The 26374-nt window shown below is 41.4% G+C and carries 22 protein-coding genes and 1 pseudogene; 16 read left to right on the top strand and 7 right to left on the bottom strand.

Features of this window, described 5'->3' with window-relative positions; all coding sequences use genetic code 11:
• Positions 1-159: 159 nt before the first annotated feature.
• Positions 160-723 carry an alkyl hydroperoxide reductase subunit C gene (ahpC, locus tag CES82_RS08375; protein WP_098825349.1) on the top strand — a complete coding sequence of 188 codons (564 nt, stop codon included), beginning with the start codon at positions 160-162 and terminating at the stop codon, positions 721-723.
• Positions 723-2276, top strand: a complete 1554-nt coding sequence (ahpF, locus tag CES82_RS08370) for an alkyl hydroperoxide reductase subunit F (protein WP_098825347.1) — start codon at positions 723-725, stop codon at positions 2274-2276. Before ahpC ends, ahpF begins: the two co-directional genes overlap by 1 nt.
• Before the next feature lie 169 nt (positions 2277-2445).
• On the opposite strand, the gene CES82_RS08365 is transcribed toward ahpF, so the two are convergent.
• From CES82_RS08365 to CES82_RS08355, 3 genes are all read right to left on the bottom strand, one after another.
• Positions 2446-3411 carry an aldo/keto reductase gene (locus CES82_RS08365; RefSeq protein WP_098825345.1) on the bottom strand — a complete coding sequence of 322 codons (966 nt, stop codon included), beginning with the start codon at positions 3409-3411 and terminating at the stop codon, positions 2446-2448.
• Positions 3412-3421: 10 nt separating this feature from the next.
• Positions 3422-4267 (bottom strand): oxidoreductase, encoded by an 846-nt coding sequence (locus tag CES82_RS08360; protein ID WP_098825344.1) that lies wholly within the window; start codon positions 4265-4267, stop codon positions 3422-3424.
• Between the two features lie 72 nt (positions 4268-4339).
• A complete protein-coding gene (locus CES82_RS08355; RefSeq protein WP_180245704.1) occupies positions 4340-4894 on the bottom strand; it encodes an NAD(P)H-dependent oxidoreductase in 555 nt (184 codons plus the stop codon).
• Positions 4895-5376: 482 nt separating this feature from the next.
• Between CES82_RS08355 and nhaC the strand changes: the two genes are divergently transcribed.
• The 3 genes from nhaC to CES82_RS08340 all read left to right on the top strand — a co-directional run bounded on the left by nhaC (position 5377) and on the right by CES82_RS08340 (position 8361).
• Positions 5377-6768, top strand: a complete 1392-nt coding sequence (gene nhaC, locus CES82_RS08350) for a Na+/H+ antiporter NhaC (protein ID WP_098825340.1) — start codon at positions 5377-5379, stop codon at positions 6766-6768.
• A gap of 83 nt (positions 6769-6851) precedes the next feature.
• A complete protein-coding gene (locus CES82_RS08345) occupies positions 6852-7082 on the top strand; it encodes a cytochrome b5 domain-containing protein (protein ID WP_439959057.1) in 231 nt (76 codons plus the stop codon).
• Between the two features lie 151 nt (positions 7083-7233).
• On the top strand, positions 7234-8361 hold the full coding sequence (locus CES82_RS08340; protein ID WP_098825336.1) for an AI-2E family transporter: 1128 nt from the start codon (positions 7234-7236) through the stop codon (positions 8359-8361).
• Positions 8362-8574: 213 nt separating this feature from the next.
• On the opposite strand, the gene CES82_RS08335 is transcribed toward CES82_RS08340, so the two are convergent.
• The gene (locus tag CES82_RS08335; protein WP_098825442.1) at positions 8575-9870 is read right to left on the bottom strand and encodes a threonine/serine exporter family protein; all 1296 of its coding nucleotides are present in this window, start codon (positions 9868-9870) and stop codon (positions 8575-8577) included.
• 171 nt (positions 9871-10041) lie between these two features.
• On the opposite strand from CES82_RS08335, the gene CES82_RS08330 reads away from it, so the two are divergent.
• Positions 10042-10635: a TetR/AcrR family transcriptional regulator C-terminal domain-containing protein gene (locus CES82_RS08330; protein WP_098825335.1), complete on the top strand. Its 594-nt coding sequence runs from the start codon at positions 10042-10044 to the stop codon at positions 10633-10635.
• Here CES82_RS08330 and yaaA read toward each other — a convergent pair.
• Positions 10632-11387, bottom strand: a complete 756-nt coding sequence (gene yaaA, locus CES82_RS08325; RefSeq protein WP_098825333.1) for a peroxide stress protein YaaA — start codon at positions 11385-11387, stop codon at positions 10632-10634. The two genes, CES82_RS08330 and yaaA, sit on opposite strands and share 4 nt — an antisense overlap.
• 1090 nt (positions 11388-12477) lie before the next feature.
• Here yaaA and CES82_RS08320 point away from each other — a divergent pair.
• The gene (locus tag CES82_RS08320) at positions 12478-13128 is read left to right on the top strand and encodes a matrixin family metalloprotease (RefSeq protein ID WP_098825331.1); all 651 of its coding nucleotides are present in this window, start codon (positions 12478-12480) and stop codon (positions 13126-13128) included.
• A gap of 551 nt (positions 13129-13679) precedes the next feature.
• Complete coding sequence (locus tag CES82_RS08315) at positions 13680-14333, top strand: matrixin family metalloprotease (RefSeq protein ID WP_098825329.1); 654 nt, start codon at positions 13680-13682, stop codon at positions 14331-14333.
• 82 nt (positions 14334-14415) lie between these two features.
• Here CES82_RS08315 and CES82_RS08310 read toward each other — a convergent pair whose 3' ends face one another.
• Complete coding sequence (locus CES82_RS08310) at positions 14416-16173, bottom strand: choline/carnitine O-acyltransferase (protein ID WP_098825327.1); 1758 nt, start codon at positions 16171-16173, stop codon at positions 14416-14418.
• Positions 16174-16354: 181 nt separating this feature from the next.
• On the opposite strand from CES82_RS08310, the gene CES82_RS08305 reads away from it, so the two are divergent.
• The 8 genes and pseudogenes from CES82_RS08305 to CES82_RS08275 all read left to right on the top strand — a co-directional run bounded on the left by CES82_RS08305 (position 16355) and on the right by CES82_RS08275 (position 25147).
• On the top strand, positions 16355-17005 hold the full coding sequence (locus tag CES82_RS08305) for a hypothetical protein (protein WP_098825326.1): 651 nt from the start codon (positions 16355-16357) through the stop codon (positions 17003-17005).
• A gap of 1834 nt (positions 17006-18839) precedes the next feature.
• The gene (locus CES82_RS08300; protein WP_098825324.1) at positions 18840-19229 is read left to right on the top strand and encodes a GntR family transcriptional regulator; all 390 of its coding nucleotides are present in this window, start codon (positions 18840-18842) and stop codon (positions 19227-19229) included.
• Positions 19207-19920, top strand: a complete 714-nt coding sequence (locus CES82_RS08295; RefSeq protein ID WP_098825322.1) for an ATP-binding cassette domain-containing protein — start codon at positions 19207-19209, stop codon at positions 19918-19920. Before CES82_RS08300 ends, CES82_RS08295 begins: the two co-directional genes overlap by 23 nt.
• Positions 19913-20680, top strand: a complete 768-nt coding sequence (locus CES82_RS08290; protein ID WP_098825320.1) for a hypothetical protein — start codon at positions 19913-19915, stop codon at positions 20678-20680. Before CES82_RS08295 ends, CES82_RS08290 begins: the two co-directional genes overlap by 8 nt.
• A gap of 167 nt (positions 20681-20847) precedes the next feature.
• Positions 20848-21795 carry a DMT family transporter gene (locus CES82_RS08285; RefSeq protein WP_098825440.1) on the top strand — a complete coding sequence of 316 codons (948 nt, stop codon included), beginning with the start codon at positions 20848-20850 and terminating at the stop codon, positions 21793-21795.
• A 609-nt stretch (positions 21796-22404) separates the two neighbouring features.
• Positions 22405-22476: pseudogene (locus CES82_RS12790) on the top strand (hypothetical protein); the annotation flags it as partial.
• Between the two features lie 203 nt (positions 22477-22679).
• Entirely contained in the window at positions 22680-23582 is a 903-nt protein-coding gene (locus CES82_RS12710; RefSeq protein WP_263850129.1) for an RNA-guided endonuclease InsQ/TnpB family protein, read from the top strand.
• Between the two features lie 152 nt (positions 23583-23734).
• Entirely contained in the window at positions 23735-25147 is a 1413-nt protein-coding gene (locus CES82_RS08275) for an APC family permease (RefSeq protein ID WP_098825318.1), read from the top strand.
• A gap of 61 nt (positions 25148-25208) precedes the next feature.
• On the opposite strand, the gene CES82_RS08270 is transcribed toward CES82_RS08275, so the two are convergent.
• Positions 25209-26270 carry an LCP family protein gene (locus tag CES82_RS08270; protein ID WP_098825316.1) on the bottom strand — a complete coding sequence of 354 codons (1062 nt, stop codon included), beginning with the start codon at positions 26268-26270 and terminating at the stop codon, positions 25209-25211.
• Positions 26271-26374: the final 104 nt, after the last annotated feature.

Here is a 26374-nt window from a genome sequence, read left to right as displayed (position 1 = left end):
ATTAGAACGAAGTCAGGACGCTTGATAAAGCTAGTAAAGTTAAAAATGCAACCTTATCAGTGTTTTGTATCAAAACTTAGAAAAATTCTAAATTGCCCTTTAAATTAGAATGATTACATTGTACAATGAACTTGTAGCAAATTCTAAGGAGGTTTTCACATGAGTTTAGTAGGAAAACAGATTGAGGAATTTAAGGCAAAAGCTTACAAAAAGGGCGATTTCATCGATATTACCGATGCAGATTTAAAGGGACACTGGAGCGTTGTGATGTTTTATCCAGCTGACTTTTCATTTGTCTGCCCAACCGAATTGGAAGATTTACAAGATCAATACGAAACTTTACAAAGTTTAGGCGTTGAAGTTTACTCAGTGTCTGAAGATACTCACTATGTTCACAAGGCGTGGCATGACGAATCAGACGCTGTTGGTAAACTGCAATATGCCATGATTGGTGATCCATCTCACCAATTAGCTAAGATGTTTGATGTTTTCGATGAAGAAGCCGGCTTGGCACAACGTGGGACATTCATCTTAGATAAGGATGGTGTGGTTCAATCACTTGAAATCAACGCTGACGGCATCGGCCGGAACGCTTCTGAATACATCGACCGCATCAAAGCTGGTCAATACGTTGAATCCCACCCAGGCGAAGTATGTCCTGCTAAGTGGAAGGAAGGTTCCGAAACCTTAACACCAGGCCTCGATCTTGTAGGTAAGATTTAATGTTAGATGATCAATTAAAACAACAGCTGAGCAGTTACTTACAGTTGCTTCAGCAGCCGGTGGTCTTCACGTTAGACGCTGGTGATTCGGCAAATGGCACAAAGGTCCGCGACTTCTTGAACGAAGTGGCGGCCTTGTCGCCTAAGCTGTCGATTGCTGAAGGTCACTTGAAACGACAGCCCAGTTTCACGTTGGATGCTCAGGGCGCGGCACCTTCCGGGATTACCTTCGCGGGGATTCCACTGGGCCACGAATTTGAGTCCTTCGTATTGGCACTCCTGCAGGTTTCCGGTCATGCACCGAAGATTTCAGAGAAAGTCCGTCAACAAATCGAGGCGATTGATCAGGACCTCCACTTTGAAACCTTTGCTAGCTTGAGTTGTCATAACTGTCCAGACGTGGTTCAAGCATTGGATATTATGAGTCTGCTGAATCCGCGTATCACCCACACCATGATCGAAGGCGGGATGTTCCAGGATGAAGCAGAAGCTAACGATATTATGGCCGTGCCAACCGTCTTTTTAAACGGTGAAGAATGGCATAACGGTCGCGCAACCTTGGAACAACTGGTTAATAAAGCACAGGGGAAAGCCGCTTTGGCAGCAGTTAACGATGATGTTTCTGACAAACTCTATGATGTATTGATTGTTGGTGGTGGTCCGGCTGCCGGTTCTGCTGCGGTTTATGCTGCCAGAAAAGGCTTATCCACTGCTGTAGTAGCCGACCATATTGGTGGTCAGCCCCTTGAAACGGTGGGGATTGAGAACTTGATTGGCACCGACTATATCGAAGGTGAACAGCTGATGCAAAATATTCGGGCTCAGATGACTAAGTACCATGTCACTTTGATTGACGGTCAAACGGTTACCGGTCTGACTGAAGGATCACCCGTTCAAGTTCAATTAAAGGGTGATACCACGTTGCAAGGTCGGACTGTGATCATCGCCACTGGTGCACATTGGCGCAATATCGGCGTTCCTGGTGAAGCAGAATATAAGAATAAAGGTGTCGCTTATTGCCCACACTGTGACGGCCCGCTTTATAAGGGTAAGAACGTTGCGGTTATTGGTGGTGGGAACTCTGGCGTTGAAGCCGCAATCGACTTGGCTGGGATTGCCAAACACGTTTCTGTGCTAGAATTCGGTCCGAAGATTTCAGCGGATGCGGTGCTGGTTGCTAAAGCACAGTCGTTAGATAATGTTGATCTGATCACCAACGCACAAACGACCAGTATTAAAGGTGACGGCCGGGTTAATGGTCTCACTTATACTGATCGTGCGACTGGTGACTCAAAGTCACTATCGGTTGATGGTGTTTTCGTTCAGATTGGTTTGGTTCCAAATACGAGCTGGCTGTCTGATTGCCTTGATATGGATAAACAGGGTGAAATTATCGTTAATGAAAAGGGCGCAACCAGTTTAGCAAACGTTTTTGCTGCTGGTGACTGCACCAACTCTGCTTATAAGCAAATCATCATTTCCATGGGCTCAGGTGCCACTGCTGCCCTTGGTGCTTTCGATGCGTTAGCACGTGAGGTTACGGTTAAGGCATAATACGGATCTTTAAAATTTGAATCTTTAAAATTAAAACCGCGGTTTACTTCGTTTAGGAGTGAACCGTGGCTTTTTGTTGCCACCTACGGTTACTGAGTGGTCAGAATAGCAAAAAACCGGTTGTGGATAATCCACAACCGGTTTTTTGCACATATTCGTTTTTATTATTTTACAATGATTTAATTTCTGACATGACGTTTTGCGGCAACTTTAAATCAGCTGCTTTGATGGCGTCATCAACGTATTCGACCTTGCTTGCACCCAGTAATGCGGTAGTGATACCTGGAACCGACAAAACGCCAGCGAAAGCTAGTTGTGACATTGAGGTACCTGATTCATCTGAAATAGTCCTCAACTTTTCAACAGCCTTTTGGTCGGCATCATTGAAGTACTCCTTAATGAGTGGTTCGCCTTGAGCAGCGCGGCTATTACTTGGCATAGCACCGTTGAGATACTTACCTGTAAGAACACCGCGAGCCAGCGGACTATAGGCTAGAAAGCCAACGTGCGAGCGCTGGGCTAACTTTAAGACCGCTTGATCGTCGTGCTTACTGAGGATGTTATAGCGGTTCTGCAATGACGTTAGCGGATTCAACCGGCGATCCTTGATGATTTCTAGTGCCTGAGTCAATTGGTATTCGGTATAGTTGGAGACACCGTAATAACGAATTTTGCCTTCATCAACCAAATCACTAAGAGTGGTCAGAGTTTCAGCCAACGGAGTATTATTGTCGAACAGGTGGGCCTGATACAGATCAATATAGTCGGTTTGCAGGCGCTCCAATGAAGAATCAATCTGCTGGAGGATATGTTCCCGCGACAGCGACGGGTTACTCATGACAGGATTGGTATTTGAACCAACCTTCGTTGCTAAGACGAGGTGAGAACGCACACCTGAGTTACGGTTGAGCCATTTACCGATAATGGTTTCGGATGTGCCATCACCGTAAGCGGGTTTTTCGTCTTGACCGGGACCGTAGTAATCAGCAGTATCAATTAGATTAATACCACTGTTTACGGCGTGGTCTAGAATGGCATCTGAATCTGCCTCTGAGATCCAGCGGCCAAACGCCATGGTACCTAAGCCAATTTGCGAGACCTTTAAGTTACTATTGCCTAATTTTACTGTTTTCATGTATTTCCCCCTATTTTTCAGGTTGGTCGGCTGAGATGGAAGTATCACGGACTTGCTTGAAGTCAGCTAAGGACTTCGTGTACTTGTCAATTGCCATATCGGATGCGAACTTACCTAGTGGCAAGCGCAATGGTAGGTGATCAAAGTTATTCGTGACTTGATTGTAAATGATTTCGGCTGCAGCGTTAGGATCACCAGCTTCATGATGAGCAGACGCGCTGGATTGTTCAATGGAATTTGCAAACTGTTGATAGTCTGGGGTGGTTGGTAGTGTCTTTTGTGAAGACCGACCAGCCCAATCGGTACGGAAGCCACTAGGTTCAATGAGTAAGACTTTAATATTTAAGTCTTTAACTTCTTGAGCCAGTGATTCGCTCATGCCTTCAACGGCATATTTGGTACCGTGATAGAACGAAAGTGTTGGGAATGAACGAAGACCGGCAATGGATGAAAAGTTGACGATAACGCCGCTACGCTGTTTGCGCATGGTCGGTAATACTGCCCGGGTCATGTCGACTAAGCCCCAAACGTTCACGTTAAACATATACTGAACGGCGTCGCGGTCACTTTCTTCAAAGGTACCGAAGTAACCGAGGCCAGCGTTATTGACCAGTACATCAATGCTACCAAAACGATCGTTGACCTGCTTAACCACTTGGTCGATTTCATCTTGTTTAGTGACGTCTAGTGTCAGTTTTTGAATTTGACCGTGATCGTATTGATCGAGATAGTCCAGTTGGTTAGTATGACGAGCTGTAGCCACCAAGTTTAAATCAGATTTTTGCGCTAGTAAGGTTGCCAGTGAGCGACCAAAGCCAGTTGAAGTTCCAGTGATGAGCCATGTTTTGTTTGCCATATTAAAAACTCCTTATTTATCTATTTTATTCATTATATAATACTATCTTAGTTCTTTTTGGCTGATTGTGAATCATTTGCTATTTAATTTTGATAATTCAGTGAGTAATGTCTGCTTGATTGGCGGAATCACGGATGGATTGTAGACGTCGTAAAAAACGCAATTATGAAACTGGCTGGCAGGTTCGATGCCCACATAACGGAAAGTAACTTCCAGTGGTTTCAGCAAATCAGCCACCGTGAGTCCCTTGGTCAGTGGGTTCCCTAGGGCATAGGTTTCCTGGACCGCAGCCAGGGTCGTCACGTAGCCGAACTTTTTTCCGGGCATTAAGGCCACCGGTTGACCGTTTTCGTCAGAATCATAAAAACGGTGTAGCGCAAATACGTCATCAATATAGCGTTTTAGTCCCCATGGTACCGCATACCAGTAGAGTGGAAAATAGAGGAGAACCAGATCTGCCCAGCGGAACTTGGTGTATTCCTCATCGGCATCATAATTGGTTACTTCGGTGAGCTTAACCTCATGATGTTTGGACAGTTGTTCTCGACTGATTTCAACCAGGGTTTCGGTTAGTTTGCCACCTGCATCGGGATGCGGAGTATATCCGTTAATTAATAAAATATGCATCAAAAACTCGCCCCTTTCTAGAATGATCATATCATGGCATGTCACAGATTCGCAGTGAAAAGTGTGCTTTCAGAAGAACTATCACTGATTTAAGTTTAATGGATAACTTGCATTTTACAAAAATTCAGTTATAATTCTAATTAATATTTAATGTCGGACTTACAAACAAGTAGCACTTTATCTGGGTGTCAGGAAGTTGGCGGTTGCTGCGAGCCAATCAGGGTAAAGTTGACGAAATACGTAGACGTCGACAATGGTTACCGCTAGAATCCATTATCTTCTGGTGAGTGGTGTACAGTGATGTGCACAATTTGGGTGGTACCACGGTAGAGTCTGATCGTCCCTGTTGCAATTGAATGCAATGGGGGCGATTTTTTTATGGAGAGGCGATTGTGATGAGAACAAGCAGTGGTGGTATGGCACGATATTGATCCAGTAAGCGATTAGCGGTAAAGAGAGAATATAAAAGGGAGATCAATACGATGTTAAAAATTAAATTGAGTTTAAGAGAAGCCATTATTATGTTAGTGATTATTTTAGCCATTATGGGGTTAGGTGTGATTGGTTTGGGCCTATCACCACAAGTTCCGGTTTTACTAGCCATCACCGTGACCATTTTTTGGGCCAAATTCAAAGGGCTGTCTTGGGATGATATCAATCACGGTATTAAGGACGGTATCGATAAGGGGATTATTCCTATCGTGATTTTTATTTTAATTGGCGCTATGATCAGTACGTGGATCGCCGCAGGTACTATTCCGACGTTAATGGTGATCGGGTTCAAGGCCATCAGTGCACAGTGGTTCTTACCAACAGTTTTTCTGGTTTGTTCATTGGTTGGCGCCGCGGTGGGGAGCTGTTTCACGGTAGTTTCCACTGTAGGTATCGCCTTTTTCGGTATTGGGGTCACCATGAACTTTAGTCCAGCTTTGGTTGCCGGAGCCGTTATCTCAGGCGGAATTTTTGGTGATAAATGTTCACCGCTATCCGAAACGAATAACTTAGCTGCCGCCGTTGTGGATACGGATCTATTTGATCACATGAAGACCATTTTATGGTCCACGGTTCCAGCTGCAGCCATTTCAACCGTAGCGTTTGCCTTTCTTGGTTTTGGTCATAACCATGCCGATTTTGCGAAAATTAATACCACTGTCGCCGCACTTTCACAGGATTTCCATATTTCGTGGGTTGCGCTTATTCCAATCGTCCTAGTGTTCGTCTGCGCCGGTTTCAAAATGGCGGCTATCCCAACGATGTTATTAAACGTCTTGGTGTCAGCCATTATGATGTTCATTAACAATCCATCACTGGGTGTGACTAAAGCCAGCAATATTATTACCAATGGGTTCGTTGCTAAAACTTCTAATGCCGAAGTTAACCTGTTGTTGTCACGAGGTGGCATCGTTAGCATGATGCCCACGGTGGCACTAATTGTTTTGACGCTTTCACTAGGTGGGCTGTTAGTTAATTTCGGTTTAGTCAGTGCGGTGATGACGCCATTGGCTGCTCATCTGAATTCACACGCTAAGCTAGTTACCGCTGCTTTAGCCACTTGCATTGGTATCAACATCTTTGTTGGCGAACAATTCTTATCCATCATTTTACCTGGACGTTCATTTAAGGAGACCTTCAATAATGGTGGGCTTGAAAGTTCAGCGCTTGGCCGAACGCTGGAAGATGGCGGCACCGTGCTAAACTACTTGGTTCCTTGGGGCGTCGGTGGGGTTTTCCTTGCTAACACACTGGGCGTGCCAACCATGACCTACCTGCCATTCGTTTTCTTCAGTTTACTGTGTCCAGTAATGTCATTGATCAGCGGTTTTACGGGAATTGGTTTACACACGGAGTCAGAACGTGCCGAAGCCAATATTTAGGGCAAATGACTGTCACTTTAACTGACTTTTCGAGCGATAAATGATACACTAACCGTGTGAAATAAGAAAGGATGGATGACAACATGGCAGTGAACTTAACTAAAGAAGAATTAAAACAATACGATGGTAAGAATGGCCACAAAGCGTACGTTGCAGTCGACGGTACCGTCTATGATGTAACGGGCGTTGAGGCTTGGCAGAATGGCGAACATCATGGTAATCTTGCTGGTCAGGATTTATCAGAAGTGATCACGAAAGCACCTCACAAGAAGTCCGTTTTGGCTAATTTACCGGTTGTTGGAAAATTGGTTTAATACATTTTATATTTAAAACTCGAATAGCTTGGAAACTTATCATGAACAGGTAGGCTTCCAAGCTATTTTAACGTAGATTGAAAAAAAGTTGGTCTAGTAGACTGGATAAGGTAAACTAGAGGTAGTTTATTTTACTAGTGGGGGTGTTCAAATGTCGATCTCAAAAAAATCAATGATCTGGACTAGTATTGTGGTTGCTCTTTTCCTGGTCTGCCTCGTTTATCCTGGACAAGTTTTTGGCGCGATTGGTAAATTGATTTCAGTGCTTAATCCGCTGATTTTAGGTGGTGTAATGGCCTATGCCGTTAATTTACTGTCGCGTCAATTGGAAAAGTGGCTGTGGCCGCATGCCAGTCAAAAATGGGCTCAGGGTTCACGACGGCCGTTGGCTATTTTATTTGCACTACTCATTATTGTGCTGGTAATTGCTGGGGTCATGCGATTAGTCATTCCCCAATTCGTTGATGCCATCAATAGTTTTTTTAAGACCTTACCAAGTACCTTGAACGATGTCACCCACTGGCTGAATCAAATCGATCAGGACCATACGATCAGCAAACGCATTACAGCAGCTACTGCCGACTTTAACTGGCAGTCGGTTGAAACGAAAGCGACTAAATACCTCACTGCTGGTGCATCCGGTCTTTTTAGTTCCACCGTATCAATCTTCAGTAATATCTTCGCTGGTCTGATTAATTTTGTGTTATCCTTTGTTTTCTCGATTTATTTAATCAGCGGTAAGGAGAAAATTGGCGGGTGGTTGAACCGGCTAATGGATGATTTCTTGCCCGCTAAGTTTGTGGCAAAGACCCGTTATGTTGTGAAAGTTACGGATAAAATGTTTTCTAGCTTTATTGCTGGACAAGTATTGGAAGGTTTCATTCTTGGCGCGCTATGTACCCTTGGCATGATGTTATTCCGATTCCCGGATGCCGTTTCAATTGGCGCGTTGGTTGGTGTGAGTGCCTTAATCCCAATGATTGGTGCTTGGATCGGTGGGGTAGTCGGCTTTGTTCTCATCGCAGTGACTTCGCCAATTAAGGCAATCTTGTTTGTCGTGTTCATTATCGTTTTGCAGCAGGTTGAAGGTAACCTCATTTACCCAAGAGTGGTGGGTGGTACCATTGGCCTACCTGGTATTCTTGTATTAGGTGCTATTACTGTTGGTAGTGGGCTAGCAGGTATCGTTGGCATGATGTTGGCGGTACCAGTTACAGCAACACTATATCGATTAATGCGGAATGCGACGTTTAAAAAAGAGGGTATTTTGAAAGAATAGGCTTGAAGGAAAAGCACTAGCGTAATCGGGAGGATTACGCTAGTGCTTTTTTATAGTTCTATAGTTCACTGCTTTTATATAGCCGAATCGCGCTACACAACTCAGATGCCGGCCGTGTAAGCAAAGTAAAACGGTACAGTCCCACAGTTCAGGACTGTACCGTTTTACTTTGCTTACACTCTGGCATCTACCCGAGTTGTTTCGCGCACTGATTTAATCAAAGTGTCTCCAATCCTTATCCAACAGGTATCTAGCAACAAACAGACCCAGTGGTAAGAAGAGGATAATCAATGCCGCCCTTGTCAGCCACAACGCACCATTACCAATTTCATTTAAGCCAATATAGAAGATACCACGATAAATATAGAGGCCAGGAATCATAATTACGATTGAAGGAACCGTTAAGGAAATCCGTGGATAACCATTATGCCGGTTGATAATGGAAGCCAGCAGTCCCGCTACCAGCGCACCACAAAAGGCTGCCGCTGGTGCCGGAATCGTATTGAAGTCAACCAATTCCAGTCGTAAGGTATTTGCCACAGCGCCAATCAGTCCCGAAGTAATCGCCATTCTCTGTGAGCTATTAAACATCATGGAGAAACCATATACCCCGAAGAAACTAGCGGGGAGCCGTAATAGTAAGATCATTAACGGGCTTAAACCCAGTGAAGCGAAATTTTCTGGTTGGAAATTAATGATCAGAGCTACCAGCCAGCCGACAAGCGTTGCAACACTGGTAATCATAATGGCGTAACTCAGTCGTTCAAGACCCGAACGCATATCCAGTTTTGATAAATCCAAGAAACTAGTGATGAACGGAAAGCCAGGAATGACAAACAGCATAGCACCGATATAGCCAGCTTCGTGGTTGCCGGAAATGGGATACATGAATTGGAGTCCTTTAAAAGCTAAAAAGTATGTCAGTTCAGCAACACCGACACTGACGGCAATACCGGAAATTGTTGTTAGTTTATGTTTACCCATCTCACCGCGAAGCCAGTTCCCAATGCCGGCACCAACGAAGGTACAAAACATTTCAATCCAGCCGCCACCCAGTAAAAAAATAAATGATGCACAGGCGATGGCTGCTGCCAGACCCTTCACGATTGGTGAATAGTGTCCTGGTGTTTGCTGAATATCATCTAATGTATGGTGTAATTGACGAATAGTAAGATGTGAGTACTTTTCCTCAAATTGTTTGACAAAAGTTTCTAAGACGTAAAGCCGGTCGGTGTTGACACCGGTATTTGGTAATGCCAAAATTTGTGAGTAGCTGTGACCTGCATCAAAGCAGGTGTAATTAATAGAAGTTAATCCAATATCTGCAGAGCAGGTTAAATTCAGTACGCGCGCAACGGTATTCATTGCGTCACGAACACGCCAAGCCCCAGTTCCACAAGAGAGCATCATGATGCCAATTCGACCAACAACGGATGCCCGAGCCTTGACCCGCGCATCCTTGATTGGCAAGTTTTGGTTTGGAGCGAATTCTTTCCACGGAATTGCCATATGATGTTGTTCTGATGGAACAAAATTTTCTGGTTGTTCTTCCTCTTCAGTCACTTGATTTTCCCTCCAAATAAATTTGCTTCCCCCATTATAGCCTTGAATCGTTAATTTTCACAAGGCTACATTCTTATGGTATCGTAGTGATAAGTTAAGTTTGAAGGAGCGAATGGCATGAGTACGACAGCAAAAGCAAAAATTATGGCAGCAACCAAACAGTTGGTCGTTTCACAGCCATTTGATAAAATAACAGTCACAACGATCATGGCTGTCACTGGTATGCGCCGGCAGTCCTTTTATGATCATTTTCGTGATAAATACGATGTGCTGGCTGAGATTTATTCCACTGAGGTCAAAGCAGCGGTAAGGTATTGTGGCAATTATCAATTCTGGCCGCAGACCTTATTGGCAATGCTGACCTACTTCGATAATAACCGTGTCTTTTATCAGCACGTATTAAAGCTTGATGTCCAAAACGCGCCAGAAGCGGTCATTATTGAGCATTTGAAAACGATGGTGGGACAGATTTTTACCAGTCTTGGCAAAATTGAAAAAATTAGTATTGATACCAGCTACTGCGAATTTCTTCAAAAAACGCTGGGTGGTACGCTATTTCTTTCGTTAAGAGACTGGCTCTATCATCAAGATAATATTGATTTGCAAACAGAATACCAATATTTAAAGGCTTATTTGGAAGATGGTATCAATGGCTTCCTGTTACGCACCAAACGAATCAGTAGCTATCAGAAACGGACTGAGATTGCTTAGTGTTGGCGTTCGTTGTTGATGAAGACAAGTTCGCTATCGGTTGATCGAGTGACATCATAGTGCCAGTCTGGATGGTCAAATCGAGTGATAGCTGCCACATCGTGGATATTGTTTTCAGCTAAATATCGTACCATCTCGCCACGGGCCATTTTGGCTAACGTGGCTTTTACTTTTAGCTGACCGTTGACTTTTGAGCCAAAGATGACATTGATCATTCGGTCATCTGGTTGCAGATAGGGTGTGATTGCCTTGGCATATTCCTGAGAGGCCAGGTTTAAAACCGGACCTTGCTCGAAATGAAGCGTCTGATACAGTTTATTGCTCCAGAATTCGTATAGGTCGTGTGCGCCAGCAACTTGAATTGCAGACTGCATTTCAAGTCGGTAGGGAATCACACCGTCAAATGGGCGTAAGATACCGTAGAAACCTGACAGAATACGGAGATTTCTTTGAACGTAATCTAGGGCGGGTGCAGTGAAGAGATCTGGTGCCATGTATTGATACTGAATTCCGGTGTAAGCTAAAATGGCGGGTGTGAGCTGAGCGTCCAAGTTCATTTGTTGTAACCAATTATAATTTTGGCGAGCAAGTTTATCGCTGCAACGCCACATAGTATGGGCATCTTCGTAGCTCAAAGTTTGCATTTTTTGAAGAATTTGACGAGTTTCTTCTATATATTGTGGCAATCCTTGAACGTTAAAGTCGTTGGTGTTAATGACCATTTTTTTAGTTGGGGCAATAATGATTTTCATCTTTATCTCCTATTGAAAGATTTAAAAGGCAGCGTGAATGGCGTTGCTTAAAGCTTAATCGAGTTATAGGAGAGATGCAATATTAAATAGGCTTATCAATTTTTTGATAAAAAATGAAAAAATTGGAGAAAAGCCTTGCACAATCTAATTATATGTTGTATATTATTAGACATAGAAATTTAGAGATAACTAATTAAATAAATTTGCTCAGCACTAAGAACTTTTTTTAGTGACACGACCCGGACAGGAGAGAGACCTGACTGGGTCGTTGTTTTTTTTGGAGTCTTTTAATTAGTTGTTTCACCTTAATTGTTCCTTTTGGTTTGAATGTTTTCGAACCCCTATGGAGTTGATTCCCCCCAATCAACTCATTCTGATGATAAGTCAGAGACCCCCAGTAATCTGAACGATTGCTCGTAAAGTTATACCGTTTGTATAACAGATAAATTTCAGGCAGTGCAGTTATTAGTAAACCAGTAGTTGAACTTTGTTGATGTCTCCTTCAAAGTTTATATGAACGTTAAGTCGTGATAAAGCATTGAAAAGGTAAGGATATTTCATTTCTAATTTAAAAAAGTCTACTAAGTGATTAGTAGGCTTTTTTGTTGCCATTTTTTAGATTTCAACGATGTTATTAAATAGAACAGATAATCATATGTGTCTATTAAACGAACAAAAAATTGGTAATTATCAAAAAAATTCGTTTTTTTTGAAATTTTTTATTTGTAATTGAAACTGTTTACATTTTTAAATGTGCAAGAAAATGTATCCGTTTTAAAGACTATCAAGCTAGGCTTTAACTGTCAAAAAATAAGTGTTATAACGTTTTCATAATATCGTTTTCATAATTTTTTTGTAATATACCTGTAATGGTATTTCGGAATCCTTGATGTTATAGTCTTTCAGTTGCGTTAGTTATTGGGGGTCAATAATTAACATTGGGAACAATGATTTCATTTTCATAAGCACCATGGTTTAGTAATTTTATTGTGACAAACACGACTCTCTCTCGTGTGTTACTTTTTGGAGAATTTCTTAGAAAAAGCTGATAGCCGAGACACTTTAGAATTTAAGGAGACTTTCAGTTTATATGAATAATCGTTTAATGGGTACGTTGTTAACATTTGTTGCCGTCGTTGCAGGTTTGAGTTTTGCTACACCAAGTCATGCCAGTGCTAAGATCGTTACTGACGCTGATGCCACTGAAGGCATTAAGACCGCTCAATCGTTTGGTTCAGCAGCTGATGGGGGCATCGCTACTGGTAAAGCTAGTTTGACACCAGCTGCCAAGCGTTGGCAATCAAAGACCATTACTTACAAGGTTTCTAGCAAAACGAGTTATTACAAGTCCGTTTGGAAATCAGCCGTTAAAGTTTGGAATCGCAGCGGTGCTGTCCATTTAGTGGCCACTTCCGGTAAGGCAGATATTACTTTGTCTAACAGCAATTCACCAATGGGTAAAAACGATTCAACCGTTGGGATCACTTACTCTTCATACTATAATAATAAGTCTTTAAACGGTTTAGCTGTGATGGCTAGTGCCAAGTCTTACGTGTTCACCAATGTCGCTAATCGTTTTCACTATTCTAAAGCGGAACGGACTAATGTTGCCGAACATGAACTTGGTCACGCTTTAGGTTTAGAGCATAACGTTGGTAAGAAGAGTGTGATGTATTACGCCACACGGGATCAATCAGTAGCTAAACCAGATGTTAATGGTTTACAACATAGTTATCGATAAAATCAACAATTAAATTAGAAATGAAATATCCATTCCGGGGGGAATGGATATTTTTGATTTTACAAATAGCCGAAGTTTACGAGTGAACTTTTAAAAAGAACACATAATGATATATGTCTTATAAATACACGATTTTTTGACTTTTTTTAAAAAAGGCTAACTTTTTTAAAAAAATTATGTGTAAATGAAACTGTTTCCATTTTTAAATTTAAAAGGGAAGGTATCCGCTCTAAAACCTATCAAGCTAGGCTTCGGAGCCAATCACTAAACGTTATAACATTTTCACAATCTGCTTTTTGAGCTTCTTTTTGTAACATGACTGTAATGGTATTGTTTAAAAATAGGTGCTATAGTCCATTTCGTTGCGTTGGTTATTGGGGGTCAATAATTAACAAACGGGGACAATGATTCAAGCTTCATAAGCATTATGGTTTAGTAATTTTATTTATGACGTCAACACGACTCTCTCTCGTGTGTTATATATTTGGAGAATTTCTTAGAAAAAGCTGATTGTCGAGACACTTTAGAATTTAAGGAGACTTTCAGTTTATATGAATAATCGTTTAATGGGTACATTGTTGACTTTTGTCGCTGTTGTTGCAGGTTTGAGTTTTGCTACACCTAGTCATGCCAGTGCCAAGGTGGTCACTGACGCGGATGCTACAGAAGCTGTTAAAACAGCAACATCGTTTGGCACTGCAAAAGCCGATGGCGGCGCAGCTACTGGTAAAGCAAGTTTGACACCAGCTGCTAAGCGTTGGCAATCAAAGACAATTACCTACAAAATCGCCAGCGGATCAAGTTATTACAAGTCCGTTTGGAAATCAGCTGTTAAGGTTTGGAACCGTAGCGGTGTGGTTAAATTAGTTGCAACTACTGGTAAAGCAAATATTACCTTGTCAACCAGTAATTCACCAATGGGTAATAATGATTCAACTGTTGGGATTACTTATTCTTCATATTATAACAACAAGTCTTTGAATGGCTTGGCTGTGATGGCCAGTGCTAAATCATACGTTTTCACTAACGTTGCCAACCGTTATCACTATTCAAAGGGTGAACGGACGAACGTTGCTGAACATGAACTTGGCCACGCTTTAGGCTTAGAACATAACGTTGGTAAGCACAGTGTGATGTATTACGCTACCAGAGATCAATCCGTATCAAAGCCAGATGTTAATGGCTTAGTACACAGTTACCGTTAAGATTAAAAATTAAATTAGAAATTAAATTAGAAATGAAATATCCATTCCGGGGGGAATGGATATTTTTTATGCTTTGGTTCGCCTAATTTCGTTCAGCTGTTAACCAGGCAAAAATTGTGCTAAGACTGTCTTCGATATCAGCAAGTAACTCTTCTGCTTCAAAATCATTTGAGGTCCAGGCTGACACGGATAGCGCGATTTGATTCTTTAAAGGGCTGTAGCCAATAGTATAACCATTAGGGCTAGCTGGTGACGAAACAAAAGTATCAATTAGATCAGTTGGTAGTCTGACTGTTGAGAAGAAATCGTTAACTAGTTGGTTTAAAAAGGGCGAATGAAAGAATTCGTCAGCGTCAGGGAATGCTGCTTTACCACCATGTTGAGACATCATTGTTGCCAATCCAAGCAGGTGAGAATCAATACCGAAACCTTGCTGAATAAGATTCATTCGAGCAGCCAAGGCAGTCACTGCCTGATTAAATAATTGTCGCGTTGCGGCATCTCGCGCTCCTGCAGCAAAGACTTCGATGAATTGTTTCTCTTCGAGGGTGACTGTGCTGACCGTTTCAGCTCGTCCTTGATAGAATTGACGCATGGAAGTTGATTCTGAAATATTTCGCCAACTACCAGTGATACGGTATTCGGCAAGCGCAAGGCTAATTTGAGCGAACGCATCCGAATCTACCTTCAGATCCTGTAGTTGTTCAACGCCGACTGCTTGGACGATTTTTGAAGCAAATTCTAGTCCTTGAGCAACTTCAGCATTTCGACGATCAGCTTCACTTAATGCTTCTTTAGTATAGTGGTCCAGTTGCCATTCAAGTCGCTGAAAGTGGGGCTTACCCTTACTATCCCATTGATCTGCCGTTTGGTCTAATTTTGTAACGACTGAATTTACGAGCCGTAGTGCGGTTTGGACGTCAATCTGACTGTGTTCAAAGGCAAAACCGATTTGAGCGTCAGAACTTACAATAACTTGGGTAGTTTTATCGAATAAACGATTTTGAGAGCCCAGAAGGACCGACTGTGGCGTTAAAGACTGAGAGGGGTCTAGTAATGTCACAGTCAGTAGACTGTCACTGATGCGTGTTAAATTGGCTTGATTGAGCTCGCTGCTACTTAAGCGTTGTCGTAATTTTGCTGCATCATTACGTGGTAATCCGGTGTAGGCCCCAATAAAAAATGTATCTGGATCGGGGTTATTCATCATTTGTGTCAGAGCCTCGGTAAGCGAATGTAAGGTTGATACTCGGCCTGCATGGTCGATCAACCGTATCTGGTAAACGGTTTGATGATAAATAACCGTAGCTTCAACGTTATTTACGGTATGACGGGTTTTCTGCAAGTAATCATGTCCAACGCCAGGTTGCCGTTGTGTTCGAAAGAAGGACAGATAACTGCTCATATCGATTGGCTTGTCATCTGAGCCTTTTTCAACGGGGGCCGTTCCAGTGACGTAGCTTAAATATTGATCAGCAAAGTTCTGAAGCAGTTTAGCAGTTATGGTGAGTTGATCTTGATGAGGTAGTTTGTCGTGAGAAATCGTGAAGCCAAAATTAGTTTTTGTTTGAACGGGTTGCCGATTGCTCAGATAATGGTGACGCAAGATGGGTGATAACCAATTGGCGTTAGTTTCAACCCAGCGCTGATTTAAATAAGACTGTAATTCAACCGCGTCACTTTTTTGAAAGGCATCAATTTGCTCAGCTAGCTTGTTTTGCTCTGATACTCCCAGCAATGGGGTACGCCATTTTTTAAGACTGGCAAATGTCTGATCAAGCTTTGGCAATGGCAGTTTAGGCAAAAGGGTTAATCCTTCAGTGATATATTTTTCGGTCATTTGGGGGGCTCCTTTTTTGTGAGGGCGTGCACTGACTCTTATTATAGGTAGAAACTATTTCTAATTTTGATGCTTTTGGGGCATATTATGTCATATCAGTGCGATTTCGTCATGGAATTAAACTTACTTCATAGCCGTTAGGAGATATGGGTGTTATGCTATTTTCGAGGAGTGATTAGAAGTGGTATTAACAACTGCAGAAAAATATTTATTATTGACGGAACGAATTGGGAAAAAGCCAATGTTACGAACGCGATTTACCAGCCAATCTTACTTTGTGTTGGCTGCATTTTTAGATTTGGTGGCTGAACATACCATTCAATTAAAAGAGGGTAATCAGGTTATATTTGATAAAACAGCTAAATTACCGGACTATTTATCGGTATTCGTTAAGCAGTTAACTGAGGCTTTAACTCAAGATCGCGATTTGGAGTCTGCATTAAAGCCACTTACTAGTTGGGATATTGCTAATCAGATATATGATGGTATTGGTAACGGCTTATTGGCGAGTGGTCAGGTCGAACGGGTGATTTTTCAAAACAACTTAAAACCACACGTGATTTACGAACCAACAGAACAAGCACGAGTAGCAACTCGGACCTGGCTAGTTGATAGTATAAGTACTAACTCAAACGTGGCTGCTCTGAATTTATTTGCCATCTTACGACAAATGGATGGTCTTAAATGGGTAGTCACTGATGAACAGACACGTACCGACCTAGATAAGAAAGTTACTCGGAACTCAGATTTTAGATTAATTCAGAAAATTACGGAAGCAGCCGCGGAAGTCATTACACAAAAACGTTTTTGGCTGGATTCTTGGTTAAGTTAATTATTGTAATAATATGAAATTACTATTTGGTATTTTTACCATATAAAAATGCTATTTTTTATAAATGTTTCAAAAAATAAGGCCTTTTTTGAAAATTGTTCTGTCTTAAAAGCTTGCTATACAAGCATTATTCTGATAAATAAAAAAATACTTGATTGGTTTTTTTTATAAGCCACCAAGTCAAAACACTTGACTGAGACAATCATTATCGTTATATTTATGCGTAAGCTAGACGATTCCAATACATGGATCTGGTAAGGGGGATTACTGGGTCAAATCAGCCTGGCTATGGAGGAGGGATAAAATTTAGGCTAGGGAATCTAGTGAACGTTTTAATTTGGCATAGTTGGTATGTATCTAGGAATTTATTCGGGAAGTTTTGATTGATTTTGGAGGAAGCAGTTTTGAAAAAGCAGGGTGGACCCCGACACGTGATGGTTGAACGTGAAGGTGGCTTGATCCGGTTTCACCCTTACAAAATAGGAGAGGATTGGGTTAAGTATCAGTAGTTTGTTCATGTTTTAACTATTGCGACACCTAAAGCTAATTTAGCGGCATAAGCATCATGAACAATTGAATTGATGGAGGCAGTTGCCTAATGGGGTGGCTGCTTTTTAATCCTTTTATTGCTTATAGTTAGCATGACAAGTACATTTGTAGCGGTAAGTTAATCGTTTTACCAGACGGCTTTGGAATTCTTAAATCGTTAATTTAAGGTTAGAAATTATGCCATAATCTTACTTGTTAATCATAATAATGTCGCTAAAAGCTTGTTATTATCAAAATTATGTGATATATTATATTTGTTGTTAAGAACGAAAAAAGTTAATTTAAATGCTCAGTTCTAATATTATTTAGGACACGACCCGTTCTCGGAAGCTTAAGGCTTGCCGAATGAATGGGTCTTTTTTGTTCTTAAGATTGATTCTTTAATTCCGGGGGATTTATGAACCAGTAGGTCTGGTGAGAAAAATGAAAAAGCTTACTACAAGTGTTGCAGATACTACTCCATATTTGATGATTGCGTTGAAATGTCACGAAGCATTAGAAAAGCATAGCTGGGGAGCTATTACGAAGTAGTATCAGCCTAAAGGTGGTTGGAGGCCACAGTTAGGTAAGAGGCGGTGTGCGTCTGGGGTGATTCATATCGTTTATGGGTTTCTTATTCTTAGAACGTATTTAAAGTACAGTTGATTGTACACTCTCATTAGGTGTGTCAGTGAATAGGATTCAGTTGTTGTGATAACTAGGTTTTGACAAAATAAAAGATTCGCTATGGTATCTAGAAAGATGACCAAAGCGAATCTTTTATTTTGTCGTAAAAAAAAGACCACCCGGGGGAGGGTGATCTTATAGGAGTAGGCATTTTCGTGATGGGGTTCACGGAAATATAAATTTTACTTTGGAGGAGTAAAATGAAAAAGCTCACTTAATATCTTTACTAAGATATTAGGCTATGGTCATAATATAATCTCTAAATGTGAAGAAAGTGTGAAGATGACATAACAATTATCAGAATGTTACGAAAAGATTAATGGTTAACAACACTAACTATATGAGATTGTGATTAGTATTTTACGTTAAAGGTAATTGCTACATCAAAATGGGAATCACCGTCATTGCTGATATGTAAGCGTTCATAGTCAGCTGAATTTAACACTTGTATTATAATCAAATTCACATTTAGCTATCTTTGTTTTTTAATCATAAAATTAATTGTTACAGTTATGTTACAAGGACTTTTTTATGTAATTTGAATAAATTTGATTGAAATTATGTGTAATGGTGATATAGTGTAATAGAAAGATAGTACACTAATAAGGGAGGGTCCATCATGGAGTTTGACGATAAGGTGCCCATTTACTACCAGATTAAAACGGTTATTTATGATCAAATTATTGCTGGTCAACTAGCACCTGGTGATAAGTTGCCTGCAATCCGTCAACTTGCAGTTTCATTGACCGTTAACGTTAATACCGTTCAGCGAGCTTTGCGTGAAATGATTGATGAAGGTGTTGTTATTTCGCAACGCGGGCGAGGTAATTTTGTGACTTCGAACGCTGAAATTGTTGAACAGCTAAAACAAGAACTGATTGACCGCTACTTGAAGCAACTCTATGATCAACTTCATCGGTTAAATATCAGTGATGAACAGATTGTTAATGAAGTAACGGCATATATTGAAAGGCAGGGGGATTTAAATGACGACAACACTGAAAGTTGAAAATTTGAACTACCGCAGGAATTTAAAACGGATTTTAGCCGATGTTTCATTGTCATTAACGGGCAACAAAATTGTCGGTCTACTGGGTGAAAATGGTGCTGGTAAAACCACGCTTATGCGTTTGATTGCTGGTGTAGCTAAGAATGCCAAGGGAATCATTTCTGTTAATGATAAAACTGATCTGGCAACGCGTAAAAGTTTAATTAGCTACAGTAATCCACTAGGTGGGATGGCCACTAACAAACGGATCAGTGAGGTCAAAGATTTTTACCAGCAGGTTTATCCGGATTTTGATGAACAGAAATATAATCAAATGATTACATTTTTGAAACTGGATGAATCACAACGGTTATCGGCTTTATCAAAAGGCACCCGGGAAAAATTGGTAATCAGCTTAACCTTAGCTCGTCAGGCAAGTGTTTATTTACTTGATGAACCGTTTAGCGGTATCGACAGCATGAGTCGGAAGAAGATTATTAATAGCATCATTCAGTGGAAGCCGGCCGACTCATTAATGGTGATTAGCGATCATTACGTTTCTGAAATTGCACCGATTCTTGATGAAATTGTGGTGGTAAAAGATAACACCATTGTTGTCCACAAAGCTGCCGATACAATTCGTGAAGAAAGCGGACAGAGTATCGAAGACTACTACGAAAGTTTGTACGGGGAGGCTGACTCGAATGACTAAGTTTACTTCATTAATTCTTGCATTTCTGCGGGACCGATTTAAATCATTGAACCGCATTATTTTATTAATGTTGATTGCAATTGTTATGACTGAAGTCTATGTGTTCTTTCAAGAGGGCACTGGTAACCTTGGTGCTAGCTTGATGAGTTACACCGTTTTGTGGAGTTCAGTGGCATCTTTCGTTGTTTTCATCAGATTGTCAATGTTTAACGAAAACGTTTATCAAAACGATTCTATCCGTTTGATACCGGCTAGCGATACTAAAGTTTATTTGGGCAGCTTATGCACGACTGTGATTAGTTTTCTGTACTTTATGGTTGTCCAATTAGTTCTGCGAATAGTTACGACTTTGCTAGCTGGTAATAATTTCACCGATATTATGGGACAAATTTTCTCAGAATCCGGCTTAAACTCTGGGCAAGGCATTGCCATTGTCTTAGTATCGCTTGGAATTGCGATAGTTGCGATCATGATGGTCTGGACGACAATCTCCTTAATTCATTTGATTATGCTGAGTATTGACGCGTTTCTACCCATTGGCCGTCAAAGAATCATTCGCGGCATTTTATACATCGTCATTAGTTTAGCGATTATTCGTTTGGGAGCCGCGTTCTTTAATATTTATGGCACACTAATGAACGGCCTTTCATTAGGCTGGGGAGCTGCTTTTTCTATACTGGGAGTTTTGGCTTTAGTGGTAGTGGTAGAATCCGTAGTTAACATTTTACTCATGAATAAGTTTGTCGAAACAGCACAATAGTATCTTAACGTTAACGAAACCGGTTTATCAGTTCACTTGGACTGGTAAGCCGGTTTTTACGTGTAGGTCGATATTAAGGTAAATTTTTCCATATTCCCATATCCCTTTCATGATTGTTTAGTATTCTTTTAGAATGAATTTTTAAATTTGGGGAGAAACGCTTTATGATGACTAAAAGTCACGTTACACGAGGAATTTTGTTAGCCCTGCTTGCTTCAATGATGTGGGGAATTTCGGGTACTGTGCTGCAGTATATCTCACAAAACCAGCACATCCCAGCAGCTTGGTTTTTGTCGGCACGAACGTTAGGAGCGGGTATCCTGCTCATGATTATTGGTACCTTTACCTCGCATGGACATATTTTTAAAGTTTTCAAGTCTTGGCGTTTAGCAGCCTCACTTTTAGCCTATGCAGTTTTTGGTCTAAGCGCGAACTTACTGACCTTCTACATGTCGGTCCAAACGGGAAACGCTGCTTCGGCAACGATTTTGCAGTATCTTAGCCCGTTGTTCATCGTGGTGGGTAGTCTAGTATTTAAACGTGAAGCACCTTATCGTAGTGATTTGATTGCGTTTGCGGTTTCCATGTTAGGCGTTTTCTTAGCCATTACTAAAGGTAACGTGTCGCAATTAGCGATTCCGCTAGATGCGTTAGTGTGGGGAATTGGTTCTGGCATTACCGCGGCGTTTTACGTGACGTTACCGCGACCAATCGTCAAAGCGGGTGGTTCACCGATTCTCATCTTAGGATGGGGGACACTGATTTCTGGCCTGTTATTTAATTTACATCAGCCGGTTTGGGTTCACACACCACCATTGACGACTAATTTAGTGCTATCTATGCTGACTGTTATTATTTTAGGTACGATTTTACCGTTTTGCCTGTTGTTGATCAGTAGTAAATATGCGCCATCGGATGTCATTAGCATTGTAGATGCCGCACAGCCCGTCGTCACCTTTATTTTGAGTGTCGTTTTTCTCGGATTGCAGATTAGCTGGGTGGAAGTCCTGGGTTCAGCACTAGTGGTGTTTGCTATCTATCTTTTGCAAAGTGGCCGCGCACGCAGTATGCAGTCCAGTTCGCTAGAAAATCATGATGATATTGAGCTGGATTGATCTGTTTGGTTGAGGAGATCCGTCGGGTAAAATTACAGCTTGCACTTTTCTCATTATATTGTTAAAATACTCTCATAAACACAGAAGGGAGTGCCATATTATGCTAGTCAATCGTTTAAGTTCAACTTCACAGCGATTTTTCTTCTTCTTTAACCAGCCTGGCTATCAACCAGTAAGTTAGAGAAGATGCTATTAGCATGGCACTTATCACTACTGGTCAGACAGCTAGGCGAAAACGCTTGGGCTGTCTGGCTGGTTAAAAACACCAGCGGACATCGTGGTCCCTGGTGTTTTTTGTTGGTCTGACCAGTCAGTGTTCACTTGAGAGATGCAATCATAAGGAGGGATGAACAGTAACTATTTTGCTGTAAAAGGATATAAATCTTTGTAAAGTGGTGCTTCTATACTATTCCGTATTCTTATAAGTCTTAAGTCTGGTAAAAGATATCACAAGGTTAAAGTTAGGCGTTAAATTTTCCGTATTAGCTAATAGCTTATATGTAGTGAATTATATGAATTTCATTAAAAGGCTTTTGGGGGTAAAGCCTTCCCGTATAATATGAGGGACACCTCACCTTGGTGATTAAATTCAATAAGGCGGAACCCCTGATGTTACTCACCTATAAAGTCGAAATTAAGCCGACTGAAAAACAAGCCTGGCAGATTGATTGTCATATTGGTGGTAGTCGTTGGGCCTACAACCTGTTTTTGGATATCAATCGGCAGCGTTATGAACAAGGTTATCACTACATGGGCGCTTATGAGTTCAGTAAGTGGTTTAACCATGAATATCTTGAAGCCAATCCTGATGATATGTGGATCAGGGAATTATATGCCAAATCGGTTAAACAGGCCTTTATCGATGCCGATACAGCTATGAAGCGATTTTTCAAAAAACAAAGTGGTTCCCCCATTGGCGGTCGTTTAAGCGCGGTCAGGGCAGTTATTACTTTGTTAAGAATGGTAAAACACAAATCATTGCTTGCGAACGTCATCGTATTAAGTTACCCAAGCTTGGTTGGGTGCGGTTGAAAGAGTTTGGCTACATTCCTACAGACTCGGAACACTTCGTTATCAAACAAGGCCGAATTAAATTCAAAGCTGGTCGGTATTACCTGACCTGTTTAGTGGAACAGGCTGAATTACCAAAACTAGCATTAACCGGTGAACCTATCGGCATCGACCTTGGTTTAAAAGAATTTGCCATTTTAAATGATGGTACTTTGTATCCTAATCAGAATAAAAGTAGTCGCGTAAGACGGATCAGAAAACGTCTACGCAGACTGCAAAGAAAGTTGTCCCGTCAGTATCACGCACTGAAAGCTAGAAGACAGAAAGAAGGGAAATCTGCTACTGATTTTAATCTAGCCAAAACTCAGTTGAAAGTGCAACGCTTGTATCAACGTCTAACTCGCATTCAAGCTGATTATCAAAATAAGATTATCGCCGCTGTGGTGAGAACCAAACCGCAGTGGGTAGCCTTAGAAGACTTGAATGTTAAGGGTATGATGAAAAATCGGCATTTAGCTAAAGCTGTGAGTTACCAAGGTTTTTATAACTTTAGAATTAAGCTAGTTTCTAAATGCCAACAGTTAGGCATCCCAGTACATTTAACTAACCGTTTGGAACCAACTTCCAAATTGTGTCACCAATGTGGTCATAAAAAAGTTGACTTGCAACTCAAAGACCGGGTGTACGAATGTCAGAATTGTGATTATACCGAAGACCGTGATATTAATGCGGCCCTGAATATCAGGGATACTGAAAACTTTGAATTAGCCTACTAAAACAGGTTTCAAAGGATGTACCGGTGGCTAGCCGGGAATTAACGCTTGCGGACTATCATATCAACTGTATTAGTGAGTTTTATACGAGGCAGGATAGGGAGAAGCAAGAATAATCTATAACTTTTTATAAGTTATCAGTAGCAGGAACAAAGATGGAGAACACAGTGGTCTCACGCGTATTCGGTCGGTTAACCAAGAAAGAATCGCTCGACCGATACTTAGATAAAGACAGTCTGTTAGAGAAATCGATGGACGCAAAAGATTTGTTACTGTTAGGAGTTGGAACCGTGATTGGTACCGGGATTTTTATTCTTCCCGGGACGGTAGCTGCGTTATATAGTGGTCCTGGAATCGTCATGTCATTCGTTTTGGCAGCGTTAGTCTGTGCCACCGCAGCCATGTGTTACGCGGAATTTTCTTCGGCATTACCAGTTGCAGGTAGCGCTTATTCATACGGTAATATCGTGTTTGGCGAGTTTATCGGTTGGGTGATTGGCTGGGCGTTGATTCTAGAATACATGCTGTCGGTTGCCGCGGTTTCTACCGGTTGGTCGGCGTACTTGGTCTCATTTTTAAAGGGTATTGGTATCAACGTCCCTAAGGCAATAACGGGTAGTTTTGATCCCGCTCATGGGACTTACTTTAACCTTTTTGCAATCCTAATCGTATTGGCGATTAGTTTATTGCTGACACAAGGGGTAAAAACTTCCACTCGAATCAATAACGTTATCGTGGTTGCTAAAATTGCTATTATTATTCTATTCGTCATCGTCGGCATGTTCTACGTTAAGCCAAGTAACTGGTCACCATTTGCACCCTATGGCTCTCACGGCATTATGCGTGGGGCGTCGTTAGTCTTCTACGCTTACCTTGGTTTCGACTGTGTGTCAGCTTCTGCAGCCGAAGTTAAAAATCCTAAGAAGAATATGCCAATTGGGATTATTGGAACTTTAATTATCTGTACGTTGCTGTACATGGCAGTTGCTGCAGTCCTAACAGGGATGGTTTCATACACTAAATTAAACGTTGCTGCACCAGTATCATTCGCCCTTCAGTTGGTCAACCAAAACTGGGTTGCTGGAATCATCTCCATTGGTGCGTTAGCGGGGATGTTTACCATGATGTTATCAATGATCTACAGCTCATCACGGTTGATCTATTCCATTGGCCGCGATGGCTTGCTGCCTAAGGGTCTGGGTAAAATCAATATGAAACACCAAGTGCCAAGTCATAGTTTATTAACCGTTACGCTTGTCATTGCGGTGATGGGGGGCTTAGTATCACTGGATCGGTTAACCCAATTAGTTAATATCGGGACGTTGATTGCCTTCACTATGATGTCGTTGGGTGTTCTGCCATTACGAAAACGGCAGGATCTTGAGAATACTGGGTTTAAAGTGCCGCTGTACCCATATTTGCCAATTATTTCTGCCGGTTTGTGTATCTGGATGCTATTACAGCTGCCATTAGATACGTGGATCGTTTCTGGTATCTGGTTTGCGATTGGCGTTGTCATCTATGTGACTTATGGTGTGCGACACAGTCAGCTTAATCAAAAAGCTTAACTTATAAAGTAAAATGGTCTACCCAACAAATTAATTTTGCTGAGTAGGCCATTTTTAGGTGTTATTGATTTGTACTATTACTATCGTAAACCGTGTAAGTCGGGTTATTGCCTGATTTCCAGTCAAAACCGTTCTTCGTGTTTTGCTGATTTTCTTGAGTATTGAAGTTATCTAACGTTTCTTTAGATAATCCCAGTGAACTTCTCAGTGAATCAGAGGTACTTTGGAGAGTATCGCTAGCCGGTATCTGGAAGGACTCAGCGTTAATGTAAGCACCGACGCCCTTTAAGCTAGATTTCTTAACGTGCTTAACTGAACCTTTATCGTTTTCGGCCAAGCTGATCATGTCATTAAAGGCCATGTTGGTTTTCATGTTGCTGGAGAGTAAGCTCAATAACTTTTGATACATTGAAACGTTACCAGACTTAGTCACTTTTTTAACGATTTGTTGAATAACTTGTTGCTGACGCTGCTGGCGACCGTAATCACCATTCGGATCTTCGTAGCGCATACGGGCAAAGGCTAAGGCCTGTTTGCCATTTAAATGGGCATTACCCTTTTTAAACGACATATGCGTGTGTGAATCGTTCCATGAGAACGGTACCTTGACATCGATCCCACCGATGGCATTAACGACCTTTTCAAGGCCGCCCATGTTGATCAAAACGTAGTAGTTGATTGGAACGTTTAGGAGGTTTTCAACGGTCTTCATAGAAGTTGAAGCCCCGCCAACGGTGTAAGCAGCGTTAATTTTTTCGGTATCATTTGTGCCCGAAATTTTAACCAACGTGTCCCGAGGGATACTGACCATGGTTGCTTTTTTGGTTTTTGGATTAATAGTTACGACCATGATGGTATCCGTTCGGCCCTTATCTGTACGTCCTAAAGCACCCGTATCAGTTCCCATTAATAAAATACTAACGGGTTTTGAATTGGAAACCTTAGTCTTACTTGCGCCATGGGCAGCAGAATAAGTTTTATCGAGGCTTGCTTTAGTTTGATAGGCCACATAGGTGCCACCAGCACCGATCATGATAATTAATGCGAAGAGTATCCAAGTAAAGACGCGGCGTTTCTTGGAACGCTTTTTTGGCGTCAGGTGTTTAGGTTCTTGATTTGGCATAAATGACTCCTTAGTTAAGTATAATTAGTAAGTTGAGTATAAGGTTAATAACTATCTTTTACAAACGTAATTATTAAGAATATAGGATAAAAGCACTATTTTGA

Origin of the sequence: Secundilactobacillus silagincola (genome assembly GCF_002583405.1) — a bacterium.
GTDB classification, from domain to species: domain Bacteria; phylum Bacillota; class Bacilli; order Lactobacillales; family Lactobacillaceae; genus Secundilactobacillus; species Secundilactobacillus silagincola.
The sequence above is the reverse complement of the archived record's forward strand: the minus strand, read 5'-3'. Positions and strand labels throughout refer to the sequence as shown.

Excerpts from the sequence above, each read along its gene's own strand:
- ahpC (WP_098825349.1), top strand. The coding sequence starts at position 160 with ATGAGTTTAGTAGGAAAACAGATTGAGGAATTTAAGGCAAAAGCTTAC.
- ahpF (WP_098825347.1), top strand. The coding sequence starts at position 723 with ATGTTAGATGATCAATTAAAACAACAGCTGAGCAGTTACTTACAGTTG.
- CES82_RS08365 (WP_098825345.1), bottom strand. The coding sequence starts at position 3,411 with ATGAAAACAGTAAAATTAGGCAATAGTAACTTAAAGGTCTCGCAAATT.
- CES82_RS08360 (WP_098825344.1), bottom strand. The coding sequence starts at position 4,267 with ATGGCAAACAAAACATGGCTCATCACTGGAACTTCAACTGGCTTTGGT.
- CES82_RS08355 (WP_180245704.1), bottom strand. The coding sequence starts at position 4,894 with ATGCATATTTTATTAATTAACGGATATACTCCGCATCCCGATGCAGGT.
- nhaC (WP_098825340.1), top strand. The coding sequence starts at position 5,377 with ATGTTAAAAATTAAATTGAGTTTAAGAGAAGCCATTATTATGTTAGTG.
- CES82_RS08345 (WP_439959057.1), top strand. The coding sequence starts at position 6,852 with ATGGCAGTGAACTTAACTAAAGAAGAATTAAAACAATACGATGGTAAG.
- CES82_RS08340 (WP_098825336.1), top strand. The coding sequence starts at position 7,234 with ATGTCGATCTCAAAAAAATCAATGATCTGGACTAGTATTGTGGTTGCT.
- CES82_RS08335 (WP_098825442.1), bottom strand. The coding sequence starts at position 9,870 with ATGGCAATTCCGTGGAAAGAATTCGCTCCAAACCAAAACTTGCCAATC.
- CES82_RS08330 (WP_098825335.1), top strand. The coding sequence starts at position 10,042 with ATGAGTACGACAGCAAAAGCAAAAATTATGGCAGCAACCAAACAGTTG.
- yaaA (WP_098825333.1), bottom strand. The coding sequence starts at position 11,387 with ATGAAAATCATTATTGCCCCAACTAAAAAAATGGTCATTAACACCAAC.
- CES82_RS08320 (WP_098825331.1), top strand. The coding sequence starts at position 12,478 with ATGAATAATCGTTTAATGGGTACGTTGTTAACATTTGTTGCCGTCGTT.
- CES82_RS08315 (WP_098825329.1), top strand. The coding sequence starts at position 13,680 with ATGAATAATCGTTTAATGGGTACATTGTTGACTTTTGTCGCTGTTGTT.
- CES82_RS08310 (WP_098825327.1), bottom strand. The coding sequence starts at position 16,173 with ATGACCGAAAAATATATCACTGAAGGATTAACCCTTTTGCCTAAACTG.
- CES82_RS08300 (WP_098825324.1), top strand. The coding sequence starts at position 18,840 with ATGGAGTTTGACGATAAGGTGCCCATTTACTACCAGATTAAAACGGTT.
- CES82_RS08295 (WP_098825322.1), top strand. The coding sequence starts at position 19,207 with ATGACGACAACACTGAAAGTTGAAAATTTGAACTACCGCAGGAATTTA.
- CES82_RS08290 (WP_098825320.1), top strand. The coding sequence starts at position 19,913 with ATGACTAAGTTTACTTCATTAATTCTTGCATTTCTGCGGGACCGATTT.
- CES82_RS08285 (WP_098825440.1), top strand. The coding sequence starts at position 20,848 with ATGACTAAAAGTCACGTTACACGAGGAATTTTGTTAGCCCTGCTTGCT.
- CES82_RS08275 (WP_098825318.1), top strand. The coding sequence starts at position 23,735 with ATGGAGAACACAGTGGTCTCACGCGTATTCGGTCGGTTAACCAAGAAA.
- CES82_RS08270 (WP_098825316.1), bottom strand. The coding sequence starts at position 26,270 with ATGCCAAATCAAGAACCTAAACACCTGACGCCAAAAAAGCGTTCCAAG.